The sequence below is a fragment of the Deinococcus betulae genome (assembly GCF_020166395.1).
Taxonomy (GTDB): Bacteria; Deinococcota; Deinococci; order Deinococcales; family Deinococcaceae; genus Deinococcus; species Deinococcus betulae.
The window spans coordinates 34,051-54,005 of sequence record NZ_JAIQXU010000019.1 but is presented as its reverse complement, the minus strand read 5'-3'; the positions used below and the strand labels follow the sequence as shown (position 1 = coordinate 54,005).

Genomic DNA, 19,955 nt, shown 5'->3' with positions numbered 1-19,955 from the left:
GCTGACCTCCTGTTGACATCAAGCACTTGAGTTGGACGACTTCGCCTCCGCTCTTCAGTCCTGCGCGGTCACCATCAGCAGCGCCCCCAGCAGGGCCAGATTTTTCAGGAACTGCGTTTGCTGCTGCGCGCGCTCTTTGCCCTCTTTGTCCCAGAAGGGGTGGCCGATCACGGTGGTGGGAATCAGGCTGGCCGCCAGGGCCGTGCTGCTGAGGCGCGGAAACAGCCCCAGGGCCAGCAGGGCGCCCGCGCCCACCATGACGCCGCTGTTGGCCTTGACGGCCAGTTCGGGTTCGGGGACCTCGGCGCCGCGCGCGGCGCGCACGATAGGTTCGGGGTTCTGCAGGTGGTCCAGGCCGTTCTTGATAAAGATGCTTGCGAGCAGCGCCCGCCCGATGAATCTCGTCACGCTCATGTGCCCTCCTTGAAACGGCCCCGCCTTTGAACTGCCCCGGAGTGTAGCGCAGCCCCGGCCCAGGCCACCTTCAGAGGCCCTGAATCACTGAGAGTTGCCGGCTCAGCTCGCGCAGCACGCCGCCCACGGCGTCGGTGCCGGCCCGGAGCAGCCCCACGTATTCTTCGTGGGTCAGGGCACCCTCCTCGGCGCCGCCCTGCACCTCGATAATCAGGCCGGTGTCGGTGGCGACCACATTCAGATCGGCGCGCGCCACCTTGTCCTCGGCGTAGTCGAGGTCCACGCGCACCTCCTGGCCCAGCAGGCCCACGCTGATGGCGCCCACGTTGTGAACAATGGGCCAGTCGGTCAGCTGGCCTTTTTGAATCAGGCGGTCACAGAAGTCGTGCAGCGCCGCGTGGCCTGCCAGGATGCTGGCCACGCGGGTGCCGCCGTCGGCGACCAGTACGTCGCAGTCCACGTAGATGGTCTGGTTGCGAAAAAAGCGCAGGTCCATCCCGGCGCGCAGGGCGCGGCCCAGCAGGCGCTGAATCTCGTGGCGCCGGCCATTTTGCAAGTTGCGCTCCCTGGCCTGACGGTCGGTGGTGGCGCGCGGCAGCATGGAATATTCGGCCGTCAGCCAGCCCTCTTTCTTGCCCCGCATGTGCGGCGCGGGTTTGTCTTCCAGGGTCACGGTGGCCAGAATCTCGGTGCGTCCCATGCTCAGGTGGGCGCTGCCGGGGGCGTGGGGGTTCACGCCGCGCTTGACCGTAACGGGGCGGGGCGTCAGAAGGTCGCGGCCTTCGCGGGGGGGCAGTTTGGGGGGGTGTGGGGCGCTCATGTCTGAATGGTCTCGATTCTGGGCGTCAGGGCCGCCCGGTGGTCTTGGGTCCCATTGTGCATGCTGCGGGCCAGCAGGGTGGTCAGCACTGGCGCCGTTGTCCTGGGGTCGCCGGTCACGAGGTAGCGCTCGGTGCCGCCCGCAGTCTGACCCGACAGGAGGCCCCGGCCGTCCAACACACGGCGGGTGTGGCGCGCCACCGCCGGGCCGCTGTCCAGCAGCGTGAAGGTGTCCCCGAACTCGGCGCGGATGCTGCCCGCCAGAAAAGGGTAATGGGTGCAGCCCAGCACCAACTGGTCGGCTCCGGCCTGCGCCAGCGGGGTCAGGATGTCGCGCAGGACGGCCCGCGTGCGCTCGCTGTCGGCCTGCCCCGCCTCGACCAGCGGCACGAGTTCGGTGCTGACGGCCTTGATGACCTGCACCCCTGCGGGCTCGGCCCACTCTCGGATGACCTCGGCCAGCAGGGTGCCGCGCAGCGTGCCGGGGGTGGCCAGCACGCCCACCACGCCGCTGCGCGTGGCCTGCACAGCCGGTTTCACGGCGGGGACCAGCCCGATCACCGGCAGGTCAAAGCGGGCGCGCAGGTGCCCCAGGCTAAAAGCGGACGCCGTGTTGCACGCCACCACGACGCCCTTGACCCCCTGGGCGTGCAGAGCGGTTACGGCGCGGTCGGTTAGCGTGCGAATCTCGTCGTCGGGGCGGGCGCCGTAGGGAACGTGGGCGGTGTCGGCCAGATAGAGGAGGTCCTCGCCGGGCAGCGCGCGGCGTAGTTCGGCCAGGATGCTCAGGCCGCCCACGCCAGAGTCGAAGACGCCCAGGGGCGCAGAGGCGGTCATTGGTCGGCAGAGCCCGCCAGCCGGGCCTGCTGCCGGTCCAGGCTCTCGACCGCCGACACGGCGACTGCCGCCACCTGAAGGAGTTCGGTGCGGTAATGGCTCAGGTCACGCGCGTTGCCCATCAGGTGTTCCAGCGCGGCGTTGTTGGCCTCCCCGACCTCCTCGCCCAGAATCATCAGCCACACGGCGGGGTCCAGGTTCTGCTCGCCCCATTTGGCGTCCTGGCGCTCGCGTTCGCGCCGGACCTCGGCCAGCACACCCGGCGTGGCCTGCGTCACAGGGCCCCGCGCAGCAAGTCGCCCAGCGCGTGAATCCCGGTCTCTATCTGGGCGGGGGTGGCGCTCGTGTAGCTCAGGCGCAGGGTGTTCTCGCCGCCGCCCAGGGCGTAGAAGGGGCTGCCGGGGACGTAGGCCACCCGCCGCTCGACGGCGGCAGGCAACAGGGCGGCCGTGTCCACCCCCTGCGGCAGCGTCAGCCACAGGAACATGCCGCCCTGCGGGGTGGTGTAGGCGACCTCGGGCGGGAAGTCGGCCTGAATGCGCTCCAGCATGAACCGCGCCCGCTCGCCGTAAGCCTGCCGCACCCGCTCGATTTGCCGGGGGAGGACCTCCTGCACCAGCTCGGCCACGATCATCTGGTTGAAGGTCGGCGTGTGCAGGTCTGCCCCCTGCTTGGCCTGAATCAGCTTGGTCATGATGGGCGCGGCCGCCTGCACCCAGGCGTCGCGCAGCCCCGGCACCAGCGTTTTGGAAAACGAGCTGGAATAGATCACGTGATTGCGGTCCGGGTCGCCGTGGAGGGCCAGGCCCAGGCTGTAGAGGCTGGGAGCGGGTTCACCGGTAAACCGCAACTGGCCGTAAGGGTCGTCCTCAATCACCAGCACGCCGTACTGCGCGGTCAATTCGACCAGTCGGCGCCGCCGCTCGGCGCTCAGGGTGCGCCCGGTGGGGTTCTGAAAGTTGGGCACGGCGTACAGCAGCTTGGCCGGGGTGGTTTTGAGGACCTCTTCCAGCGCCTCCACGTCAATGCCGCCGTCGTCGGTGGGCAGCTGCACGTACCGCGGCAGGTACGGCTGAAACGATTGCAGGGCGCCCAGATAGGTCGGGGCCTCCACCAGCACCGTGTCTCCCTCGTCAATCAGCACCTTGCCCAGCAGGTCCAGCCCCTGCTGGCTGCCCGTCATGATCTGCACGTTGGCTGCCGGAATGCCCGCCTGGGCCGCCAGCCACTCGCGCAGCGGCGGGTGACCCTCGGTGGTGGAATATTGCAGCGCCGCCGGACCGTAGCGGTCCAGCACCGTGTTGGCGGCGGCCCGCACCTCTTCAATCGGGAACAGTTCCGGGGCAGGCAGGCCACCGGCAAAGCTGATGACCTCAGGGCGCTGGGTGACCTTCAGGATTTCGCGGATGGCGCTGGCGTTCATGCTCTGTGCTCGGCGCGACAGGGCCGCGCCGAGGTCAACCGCCGGAGCAGGGGAGAGGCTCATGGCTGCCATGCTACGCCGCGCCTGAGGGGTTGACCTGACCGTGTGGACGCACTGGCGCGCCGGGCAGGTAAAGTGAGGTCGCTTACAAGGAGGCACTCACATGCTCGTGACCGGCAATGACATTCTGGTTCCCGCCCGCGCTGGCAAGTACGGCGTCGGCTCGTTTAACACGAACAACATGGAAATCACCCAGGCGATTATCCATACCGCAGAGCGGCTGCGCAGCCCCGTGATGGTGCAGATGAGCGAGGGCGCCATCAAGTACGGCGGGCAGGACCTGGCCAACATCGTCATTGACCTGGCCACGCGCGCGACTGTCCCTGTCGCCCTGCACCTGGACCACGGCTCGTCCTACGAGTCGGCCCTGAAAGCCATCAAGATGGGCTTTACCAGCGTCATGATTGACGCCTCGCACCACCCCTTTGACGAGAATGTCAAAGAAACTCGCCGCGTCGTGGAAGCCGCGCACGCCATGGGCATCAGCGTAGAGTCCGAATTGGGGCGTCTGGGCGGCATTGAAGAGCACATCGTCGTAGACGAGAAAGACGCTTTTCTGACCGACCCCGAGGAAGCGGTGCAGTTTATCGAGCAGACTGGCACCGACTACCTGGCGATTGCCATCGGCACCAGCCACGGCGCCTACAAGGGCAAGGGCCGGCCTTACATTGACCACGCCCGCATCGAAAAGATTGCCGAGCTGACGGGGATTCCGCTGGTGGCGCACGGCTCCAGCGGCGTGCCCACAGAAATCGTGGAGCGCTTCCGCACGGGCGGCGGCCAGATTGGCGAGGCGGCTGGGATTGCCGACGAGGACCTGCAGCGCGCGACCCAGCACGGCATTGCCAAGGTGAATGTGGACACCGACCTGCGCCTGGCCAGCACCGTGGGCATCCGCGAAGCCCTCCTGGCCAACCCCAAGGAGTTTGACCCCCGCAAAATCTTTGGCCCGGCCCGCGACGTGATGAGCCAGGTCATCGAGCACAAGATGCGCGTCCTGGGCAGCGTCGGGCAGGCGTAAGCCCACCCGCTTCATTCCAATCCAGAGCGGCCCACTTTCACGTCGAAGGTGGGCTGCTTTCTGCTGTCCTGCTCAGAGCTGTCGCCTGTACCCCCGGCACTCCCCCGATACCTGATCCTTCCCTGACGGACGGTTCATTTTCGAGTTGCCTGTCAGCGGGAGATTCTCACGCGGCGGCTCTATGCTCGCGGATGCATGACGCTGGCCCGGCCCCCTGTTCTTTTTGCCCTGTTGTTCGGCCTGCTGTGCGCCGGACAGACCTCTGGGGCACCCTTGACCCCGGCGCTGCCCAGCGGCTGGCAGGCCCGGCTGCTGACCCTGCTGCCCCAGACGGCGCAGAGTGTCACCCTGCTGGCCCGCCGGCCCAGTATCTCGACCGTTGACCTGGAGCTGAAGGTGGCCAGCGTGGGCGGTGATTCAAGCGTTCTGCGCCAGATTGTGGTCAGTGCGGCGCGCGGCGTCAAGCCGACGTACGACGCCCGCCTGAACGTCTCCCTGAGTGACTTCCAGCGGTATGTGGTGTTTCAGGAAACCCTGGTGTCCACCGGCAAGAGCTTCCGTCTGGCTATTACTAGAGACGCCAACCGCGTCACCTTTGGGGACGGCCCGGCCATGAACGGCGTGCTGCGTGGCGTGACCATTGACCTGAAAACCGGTGAGATGCGCTGCCCCGAGGGCTTCAGCGCCCAGCCGGTCAATGTGGCGCCGAACAACGACGCCAGCCGAGGCCTGGAAGTGCGCTCTGGCTTTCAGTGGAAAGTGTTTGGTGGCAGCGGAATTCAGGGCCGGGCCGTCAAAGGGACCTTGAGTCTGTTACAGCTGGCCAGTGGCCGCATTCTGCTGAGTTACGAGCGCACCAGCATGATCAACCACAAGGTGGATACGGGCGAACTGATTGTGGATTACTCCCGCTGAGCCAGGGAGCGCAGTTGGACTTTCTAGAGACGGGGCCGCAGATGAGGCGGCCCTCCGCCTTGACTTTGGGCTGGCACTGCGCAGCGTCCCCTGCCCCTGATGCCCGCCTGACGGGAGGTCAAGGTCTCCTCACGTTCTCTTCAGGGCGCGTCACGCCCCGGCCCCTACCCTGAGCGGCATGATGAAGCGGAATGTGTTCCTGCTCGGCGCGGCCCTGACCCTGGGCGGCCTGTCCGAGGCCAGCGCTGGCCGGTTGTCCCCGACCCTGCTGCAACGTGCCCAGAAGGGTGACCAGACCCAGGTGGGCGTCATTGTGCGCTTTCAGTTTGCCAACGACGAGCGGGGCCGCGCCCAGTTCAAGAACCTGCGCCAGCAGCTGAACACCAAGCTGGCTCAGCTGGGGCCGGTGGCGGGCTTCGTGGGGCAGGCCCTGAACTCGGGCAAGGCCACGCAGCTGTGGCTGGACCAGAGTATCTACCTGCCCATGACCCCAGTGCAGGCGCGCGCGCTGGCGCTGCTGCCCTTTGTTTCGGACGTGTTCGAGAACTTCAAGGTCGAGATTCCCAAGCCCCAGCGCGCCGTGGCCCTGAGCGCCGCCGCCGCTGCCCCCGGCGAGGCCTGGCACCTGGCCAAAATTGGCGCGCCGCAGGCCTGGGCCGCCGGCTTTAAAGGCCAGGGCATCAAGATTGGGCACCTCGACAGCGGGATTGACGCGTCTCACCCGCAGCTGAACGGCAAGGTCAGGGCCTTTGCCGAGTTCAACGCGGCGGGCGACCGCGTGCAGGGTGCCGCCACGCGCGACACCACCAACCACGGCACCCATACCGCCGGCCTGCTGGTGGGCGACACGGTGGGCGTGGCGCCCAGCGCCACGGTTATCAGCGCCCTGGTCCTGCCCAACAACGAGGGCACCTTTGCCCAGGTAATTGCCGGGATGCAGTATGTGCTGGACCCCGACAACAACGCCGACACCGACGACGGCGCCGACGTGGTGAACATGAGCCTGGGGATTCCCGGCACCTACGACGAATTTATCGTGCCGGTGCAGAACATGATTCAGGCGGGCGTGGTGCCCGTGTTTGCCATCGGTAACTTTGGCCCCACCGCCGGCAGCACCGGGAGCCCCGGCAACCTTCCGGACGCCATTGGTGTGGGGGCCGTGGACCAGAGCGGCAACGTGGCCAGCTTCAGCAGCCGTGGCCCAGTGAACTGGAACAGCACCATCAAGGGCGTGTTCGTGAAGCCGGACATCGCGGCCCCCGGTGTGGAAATCACCAGTGCCTTCCCAGATGGCAAGTACGGCGCCCTGAGTGGGTCGTCGCAGGCCAGTCCGATTGCCGCCGGGGCTGTGGCCCTGCTGCTCTCGGCCAAGCCAACGACCAGCGTGGACGCCATCAAGAACGCGCTGTACACCAGTGCCAGCAATGCCGGCAGCAAGAACAACAACGTGGGTTACGGCCAGATCAGTGTGCCCGGCGCCCTGGGCAAGTTGGGTGTGACGGCGGGCGGGACCCCAGCCCCAGCACCCACACCGACGCCCCCGGCGCCCACACCCACGCCGACTCCACCTGCCCCTACGCCAACCCCGACCCCAACGCCTACTCCTACCCCTCCAGCGGCTCAGCCCACCGGCCCGGCGGGCTACAGCCTGTGTGCCCTTGAAGGCAGCAAGTGCAACTTCAGCGGCCAGAAAGACGCGGCGTTCGGCACCGACGGCAAGTACCTGACGGGCGTGGGCACCGACGGCTTTAACTGCACTGTGGCTGACTGGGGCCGCGACCCTGCGCCTAATCAACGCAAGGGCTGCTTTATCAAAGACCGCCCCGGTACGGCGCCTGCCCCCACTCCAACTCCGGCCCCTACGCCGGCCCCCAGCACCGGCAAAAAGCCTCGCGTGCTGCTGGTTGACGACGACATGGGCCAGGGCGCCGATGTGACGGCTGCGCTGCGTGACGCCGTCAAGGCCAATGCGGTCAGCGGCGGGGCCTTCGTGTGGAACACCCAGAGCCAGGGCGCGGTGCCCCTGAGCGAGATGCAGCGCGCCGATATCGTGGTGTGGGCCACGGGCGAGCAGTACCAGAACACCATCACGGCGGCTGACCAGAACACCCTGCGGCAGTATGTGGCGGGCGGCGGCAACCTGATGATCACCGGCCAGGACATCGGCTATGATATTGGCACCAGCGCCTTTTACACCGGCACCCTGAAAACCCGCTTTGTGGCCGACAGCAGCGGTCAGGCCAAGTTTGTGACGCGCGGCGCCTTTGGCAACACGGCCTTTACCCTCAACGCTCAGGGCAGCGCGGGCAACCAGTACTACCCCGACGTGATCGCTGACCAGGGCGGCAGCAGCGTGGTGGCTTCGTGGGGCACGGCCAATGCCACAGCCGGCACCATCACGGCCCAGAGCATCCGGGTGGACCCCAACAAGACCCGCGCGGCCCAGAAGGTGCAGGAACCGCGTGGCCTAGTCGAGCAGATTGCCGTGAACATCATCAACAACGTGCTGGGACAGATTCTGGGCGGGAACACCCAGGCGCAGACCCAGAACCGTCCGCGTGTGACCGCCCAGAATGCCGGTGAGAATGCCGGCGCGATTGTGGCCAACGACGGCGGCAACTACCGGACCGTCACGATAGGCTTCGGTCTGGAAGGGCTGACCCCCAACAGCCGGAACATTCTCGTCAAGACCGCCTTCGAGTGGCTGATGAAGTAAGACTCGGATGCATTCAAGGCACCTGGAACCATGCGGTTCCAGGTGCTTTTTGCTGTAGGGCAGAAAAGAGGGCGCAGGGCTGGGCACAAGAAGGAGAGGTGAATGCTCATCGGTAGCCTGGCGCGAAGCTCCTAACTCAAGACTGGCTGTAGATTTCCAGGGCAGCTCTTAGGCCTCTTCCCACGCGGGCGCTGGTGACTGCGCCCTACCGTCAGGGCATGACCACCCTCAAAGACATCATGACAAGCGACCTGACGACCACCGATGCTGGTGCCACCTTAAAAGAGGTGGCCTCGCTGATGCGGGAGCAGGACATTGGCAACGTCCTGATTATGGACGGCGACCAGCTGCGCGGCATCCTGACTGACCGCGACATCGTGATTCGCGCGGTGGCTTACGGACACGACCTGGGCAGTGCCGCCAGCGATTACGCCAGCGGCAACGTTCTGACCCTGGACAGCCAGACCGATGTGCAGGCCGCAGCGGAGCAGATGGCCCAGCGCCAGGTGCGCCGCTTGCCGGTGACCGAAGAAGGCAAGGTGATCGGCATTGTGAGCCTGGCCGACCTGGCCACCCGCACGGGCGGCGGCGCCGATGAAAAGGCCCTGCAAGGCATCAGCCAGCCGACGATTTAAAGGCCGTCGGCTGCGGGTTGATGGAGGCTCTCGCCCGACATTGACAGAGGGCGGCGTGCTGAGAGGCATCAGCTTGGCGCTTGCTGAAGGCTTACATCTCGGTAGCCCACCGAAAAGAAGCCCACCCCAATGCGCGGGTGGGCCTGCTTTCGCCTAAGCCTTAGCCCAGCTCACGCAGCTGGCGGTACAGCTCTTTCTGGTCGTCCGTGAGTGTGGCCGGCACCGTGACATTGAGTTTCACGTACAGGTCGCCTCGGGTGCCGTCGCGCCGGGGCCAGCCCTGGCCGCGCAGGCGCATGCGCCGCCCACCGCTGCTGCCCGGCGGCACGCTCAGGTTGCCCTTGCCCGAGAGGGTTTGGACCGTCACGTCGCCGCCCAGCGCCGCCACTGGGGCCGGCACATCCACACTGGTGCTCAGGTGGTCGCCGTCCAGGTCAAAGCGGGCGTCTTCAAGTACACGGATGGTCAGCAGCACGTCGCCGCCGCCCGGACCCTGCCCCGCCAGGCGCAGCCGCGCGCCGTCTCGCGTCCCCGCCGGCACCCTCAGCGACAGGCGCTTGCCGTCCACATTGATGACCTCATCCGAGCCGCTGAACGCCTCCTCCAGCGTCACCTGAAGCTCGCCTTCGACGTTCTGCACGAAGCGTCGGCTCTGGCCTGCGCCCCCCAGGCCGCCCAGCAGGTCTTCCAGATTGACCTGGGCGCCCCCCTGGAAACCGCCGCCCCCCGGCGCGCCGCCGCGCCCCCCAGCCCGGCCAAACAGACCCTGAAAGAAGTCGCTGAACTGTCCGGAATCGAAGCCGGCAAAGTCGCCCCCTTGAAAGCCCCCGGCGCCGGGACCCGGGTAGCCGGGCGGCACGTGCCCGGTATGCCCGAATTGGTCAAAGACCTTGCGCTTCTCAGGGTCAGAAAGGACGGCGTAGGCCTCGCCAATCTCCTTGAACTTTTCGGCGGCCTTTTCGTCGCCCGCATTCTTGTCGGGGTGGTACTGCTTGGCCAGCTTGCGGTAGGCACTTTTAATGTCTGCGTCGGACGCACCGCGCGACACGCCCAGCACGTCGTAATAATCCTTGTAGGCCACGGGGGGCGCCTCCTTTCAGGGGGTCCTGGCGTCAGTCGGTCCAGGGGTCAGGACGGTGTGCTGGGGGCCAGTTTATGGATGACGGCCTTCAGGCCGTAGGTGCGGGCCATGTCCAGGGCCGTGTGACCTCTGGGGTCAGCGGCGGTCGGGGTGGCCCCGTGCGTCAGCAACAGGTCCAGCACATCGGTACGCGGCGCGCGGCGGCCAGACTGATACGCCAGACCTTCCACGTCCACCGTATGCAGCAGCGGCAGCCAGTAGCGGCTGTCATTGGCGTCAGCGCCGCGCCGCAGCAGCTCGCGGATGAAACTGGGCGGCGCGTCCCGGTCAATGGCGAGGTTCAGCAGCGGGAGGGGGGCGGTGCCCTGCCAGAACGTCACGTCCTGAATCAGGCCCAGCAGGGTCCCCAGGGTGGCCTCTGCCTCCCCGTGCCGCAGCGCCCAGCCCAGCGCCTCATGCGCTTTGGTCTGACTGGGGACCGTCTGATGGGCGCCCAGGGTCCCGGCCTTCAGCGCCCCAATCAGTGGATTGGTATCCTCGCGGCGCCCCAGTTTCAGATACTCGCCCTCGACCTGCTCGCGCGCCCAGGGTGTCTTGCGTAGAAACTTGAGGCTGCTGCTGATACTGGGGTTGGTCTGAAAGCACTTGACAGGAATGCGCCGCGCCAGTTCCTCCCAGCCGTATTCGTCGTGCAGATGCGTGACCAACCGTTCCAGCGTCACCCCATGCAGCGGGTCGCGGGCTGTTGATGGCTGACGCCTCTGCTGTGCTCCATCACCCATCAACGCGTCCCCCTCAACCCTTTTTACTCACAACCACGCGGGCTGGCCGCACCAGGCGGTCCCCCATGCGGAAGCCCAGTTGGTAGACCTGCACAATCACGTCGTCCTCGTCGCCGGCCACCACCTGCAGCGCTTCGTGCCACTGGGGGTCAAAGGCCTCGCCTTCCTTACCGGTGACTTCCAGGCCCAGACCAGAAAAGACGTTGAGAATCTTGCCCTGCACGGCCTGCATTCCGGGCACCAGCTTGGCCGGATCGGCAGCCCCCATCGTCACGGCGCGGTCCATGTCGTCATACACCGGCATCAGCGCTTCGGCGGCCTTACTGACGCCCTGACCCTGCGCGGCCTGCACGTCTTCCTGGGTGCGGCGGCGGTAGTTCTCGAAGTCAGCGGCCAGGCGGGCCAGACGGCCCTTCAGGTCGGCGTTCTCCTTCTCCAGCTCATCGGCGCGGCCCAGCTTGGCCATCATTTCCTGCACCTGACCCAGCATGCCTTCGTCCAGGCCGTCCAGCCCAGCAAAGGCGGCCTCCTGATCCTCGTCCAGATTGTCGGTTTCGGTCTCGGGCACGTCCAGTTCGGTTTCGGCGTCTATCGTCTTGGTCTCGGTGTCGTCCGGCTTACGCTGATCGTCGGTCATCTTGGGGCCTCGCTTGCGGAACATTGGTTCCAGAGTAGTGGAGAACAGGAGGGGAGAGGCGGCGCGCTGGCCGTCCTCTCCCCTGGGTGGTCGTGGTCGTGCGGAGGACGTGCGCTTATTCGGCGGGCTTGAAATCCGCGTCAATCACGTCGTCGTCGGCCTTGTTCGCCTGGGGTTGACCCTGGGCGCCCGCGTCCTGGCCCTGTGCTCCGGCCTGCGCCGCCGTCATGAAGGAACGCAGTTCTTCTTCCAGGCGCTTCTGGGCCGAGTCAATCTTGGCGTCGTCGTCGGCGCGCACCGCTTCTTCGGCCTCGTCGGCGGCGGCCTTGAGTTTGTCCTTGGCCTCCTGCGAGGCGCCTTCGTTTTCCTCAATCTGGCCCAGCGCCTGCACGCGCATAGAGTCGAGGTTGTTGCGCTTCTCGACTTTCTCGCGGCGCTGCTTGTCGGCGGCGGCGTTCTGCTCGGCTTCCTTGACCATGCGCTCGACATCGCCCTTGTCCAGCGTCGTGGTGTTCTCGATGCGGATGCTGGCTTCCTTGCCGCTGGTCTTTTCCTTGGCGGTCACGTGCAGGATGCCGTTGGCGTCAATGTCGAAGGTGACTTCAATCTGCGGCTGGCCAGCGCGCATGGGCGGAATGCCCTCAAGCTTGAAGCGGCCCAGTGACTTGTTGTCGTTCGCCATGGGGCGCTCGCCCTGCAGCACCACGATCTCCACGCCCGGTTGGTTGTTCTCGGCGGTGGTGTAGATCTCGGTCTTCTTGGCGGGGACCGTGGTGTTGCGGGTAATCATCGGCGCAATCATGCCGCCCTTGACTTCCACGCCCAGCGTCAGCGGGGTGACGTCCACCAGCACGATGTCGCCCAGCGCCGAGTCGCCCTGAATGATGCCGGCCTGCACCGCAGCACCGAGTGCCACGGCTTCGTCGGGGTTGACGCTCTCGTTGGGCGTCTTGCCGATGATGTCCTGCACGATGCGCTTGACAGCCGGAATGCGGGTCGAGCCACCCACCAGAATCACTTCGTCAATCTTGCTCGCGTCCAGCTTGGCGTCGGCCAGGGCCTGTTCCACCGGCTTGCGGACACGGCGCAGCAGGTCAGCGGTCAGTTCCTCGAACTTGGCGCGGCTCAGCGTGCGCTCCAAGTGCATGGGGGTGCGGGTTTCGGGGTCAAAGGTGATAAAGGGCAGGCTGATGGTCGTTTCCGAGGCGCTCGACAGATCAATCTTGGCCTTCTCGGACGCTTCGATCAGGCGCTGCAGGGCCTGCTTGTCCTTGCGCAGGTCGAAGGAGTTGTCCTTCTGGAACTCGCCTGCCAGCCAGTCCACGATGCGCTGGTCGAAGTCCGCGCCGCCCAGGTGGGTGTCGCCGGAGGTGGACTTCACTTCAAAGACGCCGTCGCCCAGTTCGAGGATCGTCACGTCAAAGGTGCCACCCCCCAGGTCGAAGACCAGCACGGTCTCGTTGCCCTTGCGCTCCAGGCCGTAGGCCAGCGCGGCGGCGGTGGGCTCGTTGATGACGCGCAGCACGTTGAGGCCCGCAATCTCGCCGGCCTGCTTGGTGGCTTCACGCTGCGAGTTGTCGAAGTACGCGGGCACGGTGACGACCACGTCCTTGATCTTTTCGCCCAGCTTGGCGCTGGCGTCCTGCACCAGTTTGTTTAGCACTTCGGCGCTGACCTGCTCGGGGGCGAGGTCCTTACCGTTCACTTCAATCCGCACCGACCCGCCGGGGCCTTCTTTGACGGTGAAGGGGCTGCGCGCAGCTTCTTCTTTGACTTCGTCCCAGCGGCGGCCGATGAAGCGCTTGACTTCAAAGAGGGTGGCAGCGGGGTTCAGCGCGGCCTGACGACGCGCAATCTGGCCGACCAAGCGCTCGTCGCCCTTGTAGGCCACGACGCTGGGGGTGGTGCGGGCGCCTTCGGCATTCACGATCACTTCGGGGCGGCCGCCCTCCATGACAGAGATAACGGAGTTGGTGGTACCAAGGTCAATTCCAACGGCTTTGGGCATGTTGACTCCTGTAAGGGTGGGGATTTGCCGCCGTGTGGGCAGCAGTTCTGACTGCCATCCATCATAGGCCCACAGTTGAAGACTGTCAATAGAGTTGAGTGTAGTCGGCTCAAGTTTAGAAGCGGTGAAGATGAGGGGGCTTGCCGGAAGCAGAGCCCGTCCTGAAAGCGTTAACTAATTCTGATCCAACTCGTGAAGGGGCACCACCGCCGCAACGTTGCCCACGATGCGCCCCCCATGCCAGCGCGGCGTCCCGGTCACCACGACCTCAACCGCCGCGCCGCTGTGGTGGCGCAGCCGCGTGCGGTACGACGAACTCTGGCCGCCCAGGCGCTCGGCCTGCGCCGCGAGCAGCTGGGCGTGGTCTTCGGGCAGAGTGAAGTCAAATGGGGTGCGGCCCAGCACCTTGTCCGGCACAGTGCCCAGCAGCCGGGCGTAGGCGCGGTTGACATACACAAAGCGGCCGTCCTCATCGGTCACGGTGAGCCCATGTTCCACGCTTTCCATCAGTTGGCGGGCGAACGCTAGTTCCTCGGCGTAAGACTCCTGGAGCTGGCGGTGGCCCCGCACCATCCGGACCACGCGCGGCGCCAGCCACGCGGCAATCAGCTGCACCGCCAGTAGAGGAAGCAGCACCCAGAAGGCCAGGGGGCGCGGCACCTGCCACGCCACCAGAAAACTGTCCAGGGCCAGCAGGGCGAACAGCAGATACGCCCAGCGCAGCTCCTGCTGGCCTGGTCTCATGCCTTAGCGTGCGGGGGCGGGGGTTACAGGGGTCTTACAAAAACCTGACGCTGGGCAGATGCGGCGGCTCCGCGACCTGGGGTTGGCTAGGGTCATAGGCATGAAGGTCAAACCCGCTGGATGCCTCCTGAGTGCGCTCTCGGCACTGGCTTTTGGCGGTGTGGTGCTGAGTTACGGTGCCCTCTCTTTCGTAGCCGGATTTAACGACAACGGCGACTCTTTGATTGCCGCCTAGTTGGAACAGTGGTTTTCCTGGCTCAGAGGAGCGCTGTGGGTGACAGGCCTCCTGATCCCTTGCGGGTTTTTGTTCCGCGAAAGGCCAAAGGTAGAACAGCAGGCGCGCTGAAGTGGACGTGAAGGGGCGCGCCCCGGCCGCCAAGTTCATCAGGGTGTGGGTTGGGAGGACAGACATGGGCCAGCGAGGGTCGTCAAGAGAGCCGCGTCGCGGTGCGCTTTATCCCTCCGCCCTATCCTGACCCTGTGACCTCGCCCGACGCCGCCGCTGCCCCCCATATCCACCTGCCCGACGGCTCGTGCTGTAAACCCACAACGGCGCCCGGCGGAAGCGCGCCCAAGCGCTTTGCCCACCTGCACCAGCACACGCAGTACAGCCTGCTGGACGGCGCGGCAAAACTGAAGGACCTGCTGAAATGGGCCAAGGAAGTCACGCCGGAGGGCTGCACGCCGGCCCTGGCCATGACCGACCACGGCAACATGCACGGCGCGGTGCACTTCTATAACTACGCGACCGGCATGGGGGTCAAACCCATCATTGGCTACGAGGCTTATGTGGTGCCGGGGCAGGGCACCCGCCGCGACCGTACGCGCGGGCAGGACGGCGAGAAGGGCATCTTTCACCTGACCCTGCTGGCGCGTGACTTTGAGGGCTACCAGAACCTCTGCCGCCTAAGCAGCCGGGGCTACACCGAGGGTTATTACTACAAGCCGCGCATTGACCACGAGCTGCTGCAGGAGCACCACAAAGGCGTGATCGCTTTCTCCGGCTGTCTGGGCAGCGAGGTGCAGCAACTGCTACTGCAAGGCCGCGAAGAGGACGCCAAGAAGCGCCTGCTGTGGTACCGCGAGCTGTTCGGGGAAAACTACTTCATCGAGGTTCAGGACCACGGGTTACCCGAGCAGAAGAAGAACAACCCCATCCTCAGAGCGTGGGCGCAGGAACTGGGCATTGGCATGGTGGCCACCAACGACGGCCACTATGTGAAAAAGACGGATGCCACGGCTCATGAAACGCTGCTGGCGATTCAGACGAAAGCCACGCTGGCCGACGAGAACCGATTCAAGTTCCCCTGCGACGAGTTCTATGTGAAGGACCTAGAGGAAATGCAGCGCGCCCTGCCGGTAGCCGACTGGGGCGAGGAGCCCTTTGACAACACCGCCATGATTGCCGAGCTGTGCAATGTGGACCTGCCGGTGGGCAAAAAGCGTGTGTACCAGATGCCCGAGCTGCCCATTCCCGAGGGCCGCACCATGAAAGAGGAACTGCGCGTGCAGACCTACCGGGGGACCGTCAAGCGGTATCCCGGTCACGCGACGGAAAACCTGCTGCGTGACTACGCGCTGAGGTCGCTGGAGGCATTGGGCGAGGATGCTCCAGCAGTCCTGAAGCGGGTGGACGGCTGCGACGCTCAGACCTGCGACTTGGAGACCCTGTTCACCCTGCTGGCCTTCATGGGCAGTATCTGGGAGACGCGCGGCCAGTCGGCGGGCGAGAAATACACGAAATACCCGTCACTGGAAGGGATGGAGGCGCAGGCCGAGGCGGGCCAACTGCCGGCCTACGCGCACGAGGATTGCCGCAAGGCCAGCCAGAGAGACAGCGACACCAGCATTGAACTTGACCCGTCCGAGCCTGACGAGGAAACCACCCGCGCCCATCACCTGCACGCTCTGGTCATCCTGCGCCGCGCGGAATACGAGCTGAGCGTCATCAACAACATGGGCTTCCCCGACTACTTCCTGATCGTCGCGGATTACATCAACTGGGCCAAGGATCAGGACATCTCTGTGGGGCCGGGTCGTGGGTCGGGGGCCGGCAGCCTCGTGGCCTATGCCATGCGAATCACCAACCTCGATCCCCTCGAATTCGAGCTGCTGTTCGAGCGCTTCCTGAACCCCGACCGCATCTCGATGCCCGACTTCGATATTGACTTCAACGACGCCAGGCGCAACGAAGTGATTGCCTATGTGCAGGACAAATACGGCGAGGACAAGGTGGCGCAGATTGCCACCTTCGGGACGATGGCGAGTAAGGCATGCCTGAAAGATGTGGCGCGCGTGATGGGCCTGGAATACGCCAAGGTAGACAAGGTCAGCAAGCTCATTCCGATCAAGTTCGGCAAGAGCTACAGCCTGGAACAGGCGCGCGACGCCGTGCCAGACATTCAGCAGTTGCTGGCAGAAGACGCACAGCTGCTGGAAGCCTACGAATTCGCGCTGAAACTCGAAGGCCTGACCCGCCACGCCTCGGTCCACGCGGCGGGCGTGGTGATTGGCAAAACGCAGCTCACCGACCTCGTGCCCGTCATGCGCGACACCTCCGGCGAGGGCATGGTGTGCCAGTACGACATGAAGGCCGTGGAAGACATAGGCCTCATCAAGATGGACTTCCTGGGCCTGCGCACCCTGTCCTTCTTGGATGAAGCCAAGCGCATCCTCAAGGAATCGGGCACCGACTTCGAGGCCACCTACGGCACCTTCGACGACATTCCCTTCGACGACACCAAGACCTATGAACTGATGAGCCGGGGCGACACCAAGGGCGTGTTTCAGCTGGAAGGGGCGGGGATTGCCGACGCTTCCCGCCGCCTGAAGCCGCGCCGCCTGGCCGACATCATCGCCCTGTCGGCGCTGTACCGCCCCGGCCCGATGGAAAACATTCCCACCTATGTCCGCCGCCACCACGGCATCGAAGACGTGGACTACGTGCGCGACGGCTTTCCGGCCAGTGCACAACACCTGGAAAAGATTCTGGCCGAAACCTACGGTATTCCCGTTTACCAGGAGCAGATCATGCAGATCGCTTCGGAGGTCGCGGGCTTCTCCCTGGGCGGCGCTGACCTGCTGCGCCGGGCGATGGGCAAGAAAGACGCCGAGGAGATGAAGCGGCAGAGGCAAATCTTTGTAGACGGCGCCGAGAAGAACAGTGTGCCGAAAGAAGAGGGCAATAAACTTTTCGATTTGCTCGATGCGTTTGCAAATTACGGCTTCAATAAATGTTTGACGGGCGATACGCGTGTGCCGGTGGCGGGCGGCGAGCTCCGCCGGATTGAGGACCTGTACCGCGAAGGTCAGCAAGTTGAACTGCCCAGCGTCAACGCGGCTTACCGCCTGGAGCTGCGATCCAGCGGGCAATTCTTTGACAACGGTGTGAAGCCCGTGTTCAAAGTCAGGACGGCCCTGGGGCGCGAACTGACCGCCACTGGCAACCACCCATTGCTGACGCTGGACGGCTGGCGCAACGTGGAAGACCTGGGGCCGGGCGACCGCATTGCCGCGCCTGCCCGCCTGCCCGAACTGGGCAATGAGGCCTGGCCGAACCACGAAGCGGCCTTGCTGGGCTGGGTGCTGGCCGAGGGCAACACCTGCCACCCCTGCGGCGCCTATCTGTATTCGCAGAGTGAGGCGCAGGTGGCCGATATGGTGGCCCTGGCCGACGAATTTCCGAACACCCGGCCCAGCGTCAAGATGCGTCCCGAGCGCCAGAACGTCCACGATGTTTATTTGGGGAGCGGTGTGCGCGGCGGTGCAGGTGGCAAGTCTGGCGTGCGGCTGTGGTTGGAAAGGCTGGGGCTGACAGGGGTAAAGGCCACCGAAAAAGCTTTGCCTGCGGCCGCTTTCCGCCTCAACAACGATTCGCTGGCCGTACTGATAGGCCGGTACTGGTCGGGCGACGGCTTCCTGTTCGGAGCGGGTAATACCACGCCTTACGCCGCCACCTCCTCCCGGCAGCTGGCCGATGACCTGGCCCATGTCCTGCTGCGCCTGGGGATGGTTGCCAAAGTGACCGAGAAGCATTTCGGGTACGCGCGTGGAGAAGACACCGCAGGCCGCACCGGCTACACCGTGCATCTGGTAGGGCGGCGCAGCATAGACCAGTTCCTGAACGTGATTTCGCCGCATCTGGTGGGCCGCGATAAGCAACTGGCCGCACTGCGGTCTTATTACGCCAGCGTGCCCCAGGGCCGCGAAACAATCGACACGGTGCCGGCCAGTATCAAGGCGCGCGTACAGACCGCCAAGCAGGCCAGCGGCCTGGGCTGGCGCGAGATTGAGACCCGTTCCGGTGTCTGCACCAAAGAATTCTACGGCGCGCCCAAAGCCCACAAAAAAGGCTTCCGCCGCACGACGATTCAGACCTTGGGCGAGTTCTTCAAGGATGCGGCGCTGCTGGACGCCTGCTCGGATGATCTGTACTGGGACACCATTACCAGTATTGAGCCAGCGGGTGAGGCCCAGACTTACGATCTGGAAGTGCCGGGCACCCATAACTTTGTGGCGAACGATCTCGTGGTGCACAACAGCCATTCGGCGGCCTACGGTGTCATTACTTATCAAACCGCCTGGCTCAAAGCAAACTATCCCGTTCAATTCATGGCGGCCCTCTTAACGGTCGAGCGCCGTGATTCCGATAAAGTTGCGGAATACGTCAGTGACGCCCGCAAGATGGACGTAAAGGTGCTGCCGCCGGACATCAACCGCTCGGCCGCCGACTTTGCGGTACAGGGCGAGGAGATTCTGTTCGGGCTGTACGCGATTAAGGGTCTGGGCGAGGCTGCCGTGCTCAAGATTCTGGAGGAGCGCGAGCGTGCTGGGCGGTATAAGTCGCTGGCGGACTTCTGCTCGCGCCTGGGCAACAAGGTCTGCAATCGCAAAGCCCTGGAAAGCCTGATTAAAAGCGGCGCCTTTGACCAGTTTGGCGAGCGCAACCAGCTCCTGCAAAGTGTTGAGGACGCGCTGGAAGACGCCGCTGGCACCGCCGAGGTCAACGCCCGCGCCCAGAGCGGTATGTCCATGATGTTCGGCATGGACGAGGTCAAGCAGGAGCGCGCCCTCCGCGCCGGCATTCCGACCTTCACTAACCTTGAACGCCTGTCTATCGAGAAAGAAGCGCTGGGCCTGTACATCTCTGGGCATCCGCTGGAGCAGCACGAGGGCCTGCGTGAGGCCGCCAGCTGCCGGGTGTCGGACCTGGACACCTGGTTTCAGACGCAGAGCGTGGCCCCCGGCAAGCGCATCAAGGCGGTGCTGGCGGGGATGATCGAGAGTGTGGTCAAGAAGCCCACGAAGTCAGGGGGCATGATGGCCCGCTTCATCCTGGCCGACGAGAGTGGGCAGACCGAACTGGTGGCCTTTAGCCGCGCCTACGACCGCATTCAGGACAAACTGGTGAATGACACGCCCGCCCTGATCATCGTGGAACTGGAATCCGAGGACGGCGGCCTGCGCGCCATTGCCGAGGAAGTGGTGAGTGTGGAGCAGCTGTCCGATGTGCCCAAGGTTATGTACGTGACTATTGACTTGGAGAGCGCCACGCCCGACGCGGTGGGTGAGTTTCAGAGCGTGCTAGATGAATACGCGGGGAGTATGCCCACCTACCTGCGCTTAGAAACGCCGGAACAGTTTGTGCTGTATCAGCTGGACCACGGCATGGGCAGCAGCGAGGCCATTCGCGTGCTGAACCAGACCTTCCCCTGGGCCGAGGCGTACCTGGCCTACGATCAGCAGACGATTCTGGGCCGCTTTGCACCGAAGCCGCCAGCATGGATGAACAGGCAGGGTGGGGGGATGCGGGCTTAAAAATTCACTATAATATTAAAACTATTAAAGCCAGTCGTAAATAATC

At 64.9% G+C, this 19,955-nt stretch carries 16 protein-coding genes; 6 read left to right on the top strand and 10 right to left on the bottom strand.

All coding sequences use genetic code 11. The annotated features are described in order from the left end of the window. Positions 1 to 54: 54 nt before the first annotated feature. From K7W42_RS14485 to K7W42_RS14465, 5 genes are all read right to left on the bottom strand, one after another. Positions 55 to 414, bottom strand: coding sequence for a DoxX family protein (locus K7W42_RS14485; RefSeq protein ID WP_224575605.1), 360 nt, complete (start codon positions 412 to 414; stop codon positions 55 to 57). A gap of 70 nt (positions 415 to 484) precedes the next feature. Next, positions 485 to 1,234, bottom strand: coding sequence for a ribonuclease PH (gene rph, locus K7W42_RS14480; protein ID WP_224575604.1), 750 nt, complete (start codon positions 1,232 to 1,234; stop codon positions 485 to 487). Continuing rightward, positions 1,231 to 2,070 carry a glutamate racemase gene (murI, locus tag K7W42_RS14475; protein ID WP_224575603.1) on the bottom strand — a complete coding sequence of 280 codons (840 nt, stop codon included), beginning with the start codon at positions 2,068 to 2,070 and terminating at the stop codon, positions 1,231 to 1,233. Before murI ends, rph begins: the two co-directional genes overlap by 4 nt. Continuing rightward, positions 2,067 to 2,348, bottom strand: a complete 282-nt coding sequence (locus tag K7W42_RS14470) for a nucleoside triphosphate pyrophosphohydrolase family protein (protein ID WP_224575602.1) — start codon at positions 2,346 to 2,348, stop codon at positions 2,067 to 2,069. The genes murI and K7W42_RS14470 overlap by 4 nt, the downstream gene beginning before the upstream one ends. Continuing rightward, positions 2,345 to 3,556: an aminotransferase-like domain-containing protein gene (locus K7W42_RS14465; protein WP_224575601.1), complete on the bottom strand. Its 1,212-nt coding sequence runs from the start codon at positions 3,554 to 3,556 to the stop codon at positions 2,345 to 2,347. The genes K7W42_RS14470 and K7W42_RS14465 overlap by 4 nt, the downstream gene beginning before the upstream one ends. A gap of 100 nt (positions 3,557 to 3,656) precedes the next feature. Between K7W42_RS14465 and fba the strand changes: the two genes are divergently transcribed. From fba to K7W42_RS14445, 4 genes are all read left to right on the top strand, one after another. Then, positions 3,657 to 4,574, top strand: coding sequence for a class II fructose-1,6-bisphosphate aldolase (fba, locus tag K7W42_RS14460; protein ID WP_224575599.1), 918 nt, complete (start codon positions 3,657 to 3,659; stop codon positions 4,572 to 4,574). 195 nt (positions 4,575 to 4,769) lie between these two features. Then, the gene (locus K7W42_RS14455; RefSeq protein WP_224575597.1) at positions 4,770 to 5,489 is read left to right on the top strand and encodes a hypothetical protein; all 720 of its coding nucleotides are present in this window, start codon (positions 4,770 to 4,772) and stop codon (positions 5,487 to 5,489) included. Positions 5,490 to 5,670: 181 nt separating this feature from the next. Continuing rightward, positions 5,671 to 8,205 (top strand): S8 family peptidase, encoded by a 2,535-nt coding sequence (locus K7W42_RS14450; RefSeq protein ID WP_224575679.1) that lies wholly within the window; start codon positions 5,671 to 5,673, stop codon positions 8,203 to 8,205. A gap of 218 nt (positions 8,206 to 8,423) precedes the next feature. Next, positions 8,424 to 8,840 carry a CBS domain-containing protein gene (locus K7W42_RS14445; protein WP_224575596.1) on the top strand — a complete coding sequence of 139 codons (417 nt, stop codon included), beginning with the start codon at positions 8,424 to 8,426 and terminating at the stop codon, positions 8,838 to 8,840. Between the two features lie 160 nt (positions 8,841 to 9,000). On the opposite strand, the gene K7W42_RS14440 is transcribed toward K7W42_RS14445, so the two are convergent. The 5 genes from K7W42_RS14440 to K7W42_RS14420 all read right to left on the bottom strand — a co-directional run bounded on the left by K7W42_RS14440 (position 9,001) and on the right by K7W42_RS14420 (position 14,092). Then, positions 9,001 to 9,921, bottom strand: coding sequence for a DnaJ C-terminal domain-containing protein (locus K7W42_RS14440; RefSeq protein ID WP_224575595.1), 921 nt, complete (start codon positions 9,919 to 9,921; stop codon positions 9,001 to 9,003). A gap of 47 nt (positions 9,922 to 9,968) precedes the next feature. Then, complete coding sequence (locus K7W42_RS14435; RefSeq protein WP_224575594.1) at positions 9,969 to 10,703, bottom strand: VF530 family DNA-binding protein; 735 nt, start codon at positions 10,701 to 10,703, stop codon at positions 9,969 to 9,971. A gap of 13 nt (positions 10,704 to 10,716) precedes the next feature. Continuing rightward, the gene (locus K7W42_RS14430) at positions 10,717 to 11,364 is read right to left on the bottom strand and encodes a nucleotide exchange factor GrpE (protein ID WP_439648866.1); all 648 of its coding nucleotides are present in this window, start codon (positions 11,362 to 11,364) and stop codon (positions 10,717 to 10,719) included. Between the two features lie 91 nt (positions 11,365 to 11,455). Next, positions 11,456 to 13,348 (bottom strand): molecular chaperone DnaK, encoded by a 1,893-nt coding sequence (gene dnaK / locus K7W42_RS14425; protein WP_224575593.1) that lies wholly within the window; start codon positions 13,346 to 13,348, stop codon positions 11,456 to 11,458. A gap of 174 nt (positions 13,349 to 13,522) precedes the next feature. Then, positions 13,523 to 14,092, bottom strand: coding sequence for a PAS domain S-box protein (locus tag K7W42_RS14420; protein WP_224575592.1), 570 nt, complete (start codon positions 14,090 to 14,092; stop codon positions 13,523 to 13,525). A 100-nt stretch (positions 14,093 to 14,192) separates the two neighbouring features. Between K7W42_RS14420 and K7W42_RS23015 the strand changes: the two genes are divergently transcribed. Beyond that, a complete protein-coding gene (locus K7W42_RS23015; protein ID WP_255639390.1) occupies positions 14,193 to 14,327 on the top strand; it encodes a hypothetical protein in 135 nt (44 codons plus the stop codon). 245 nt (positions 14,328 to 14,572) lie between these two features. Continuing rightward, positions 14,573 to 19,909 (top strand): DNA polymerase III subunit alpha, encoded by a 5,337-nt coding sequence (gene dnaE, locus K7W42_RS14415; protein WP_224575591.1) that lies wholly within the window; start codon positions 14,573 to 14,575, stop codon positions 19,907 to 19,909. The last annotated feature ends 46 nt before the right edge of the window (positions 19,910 to 19,955 follow it).

What these genes read in the sequence shown, in the direction of transcription:
- K7W42_RS14485 (WP_224575605.1), bottom strand. Translation starts at nt 414, where the DNA reads ATGAGCGTGACGAGATTCATCGGGCGGGCGCTGCTCGCAAGCATCTTT.
- rph (WP_224575604.1), bottom strand. Translation starts at nt 1,234, where the DNA reads ATGAGCGCCCCACACCCCCCCAAACTGCCCCCCCGCGAAGGCCGCGAC.
- murI (WP_224575603.1), bottom strand. Translation starts at nt 2,070, where the DNA reads ATGACCGCCTCTGCGCCCCTGGGCGTCTTCGACTCTGGCGTGGGCGGC.
- K7W42_RS14465 (WP_224575601.1), bottom strand. Translation starts at nt 3,556, where the DNA reads ATGAGCCTCTCCCCTGCTCCGGCGGTTGACCTCGGCGCGGCCCTGTCG.
- fba (WP_224575599.1), top strand. Translation starts at nt 3,657, where the DNA reads ATGCTCGTGACCGGCAATGACATTCTGGTTCCCGCCCGCGCTGGCAAG.
- K7W42_RS14455 (WP_224575597.1), top strand. Translation starts at nt 4,770, where the DNA reads ATGACGCTGGCCCGGCCCCCTGTTCTTTTTGCCCTGTTGTTCGGCCTG.
- K7W42_RS14450 (WP_224575679.1), top strand. Translation starts at nt 5,671, where the DNA reads ATGAAGCGGAATGTGTTCCTGCTCGGCGCGGCCCTGACCCTGGGCGGC.
- K7W42_RS14445 (WP_224575596.1), top strand. Translation starts at nt 8,424, where the DNA reads ATGACCACCCTCAAAGACATCATGACAAGCGACCTGACGACCACCGAT.
- K7W42_RS14435 (WP_224575594.1), bottom strand. Translation starts at nt 10,703, where the DNA reads ATGGGTGATGGAGCACAGCAGAGGCGTCAGCCATCAACAGCCCGCGAC.
- K7W42_RS14430 (WP_439648866.1), bottom strand. Translation starts at nt 11,364, where the DNA reads ATGTTCCGCAAGCGAGGCCCCAAGATGACCGACGATCAGCGTAAGCCG.
- dnaK (WP_224575593.1), bottom strand. Translation starts at nt 13,348, where the DNA reads ATGCCCAAAGCCGTTGGAATTGACCTTGGTACCACCAACTCCGTTATC.
- K7W42_RS14420 (WP_224575592.1), bottom strand. Translation starts at nt 14,092, where the DNA reads ATGAGACCAGGCCAGCAGGAGCTGCGCTGGGCGTATCTGCTGTTCGCC.
- K7W42_RS23015 (WP_255639390.1), top strand. Translation starts at nt 14,193, where the DNA reads ATGAAGGTCAAACCCGCTGGATGCCTCCTGAGTGCGCTCTCGGCACTG.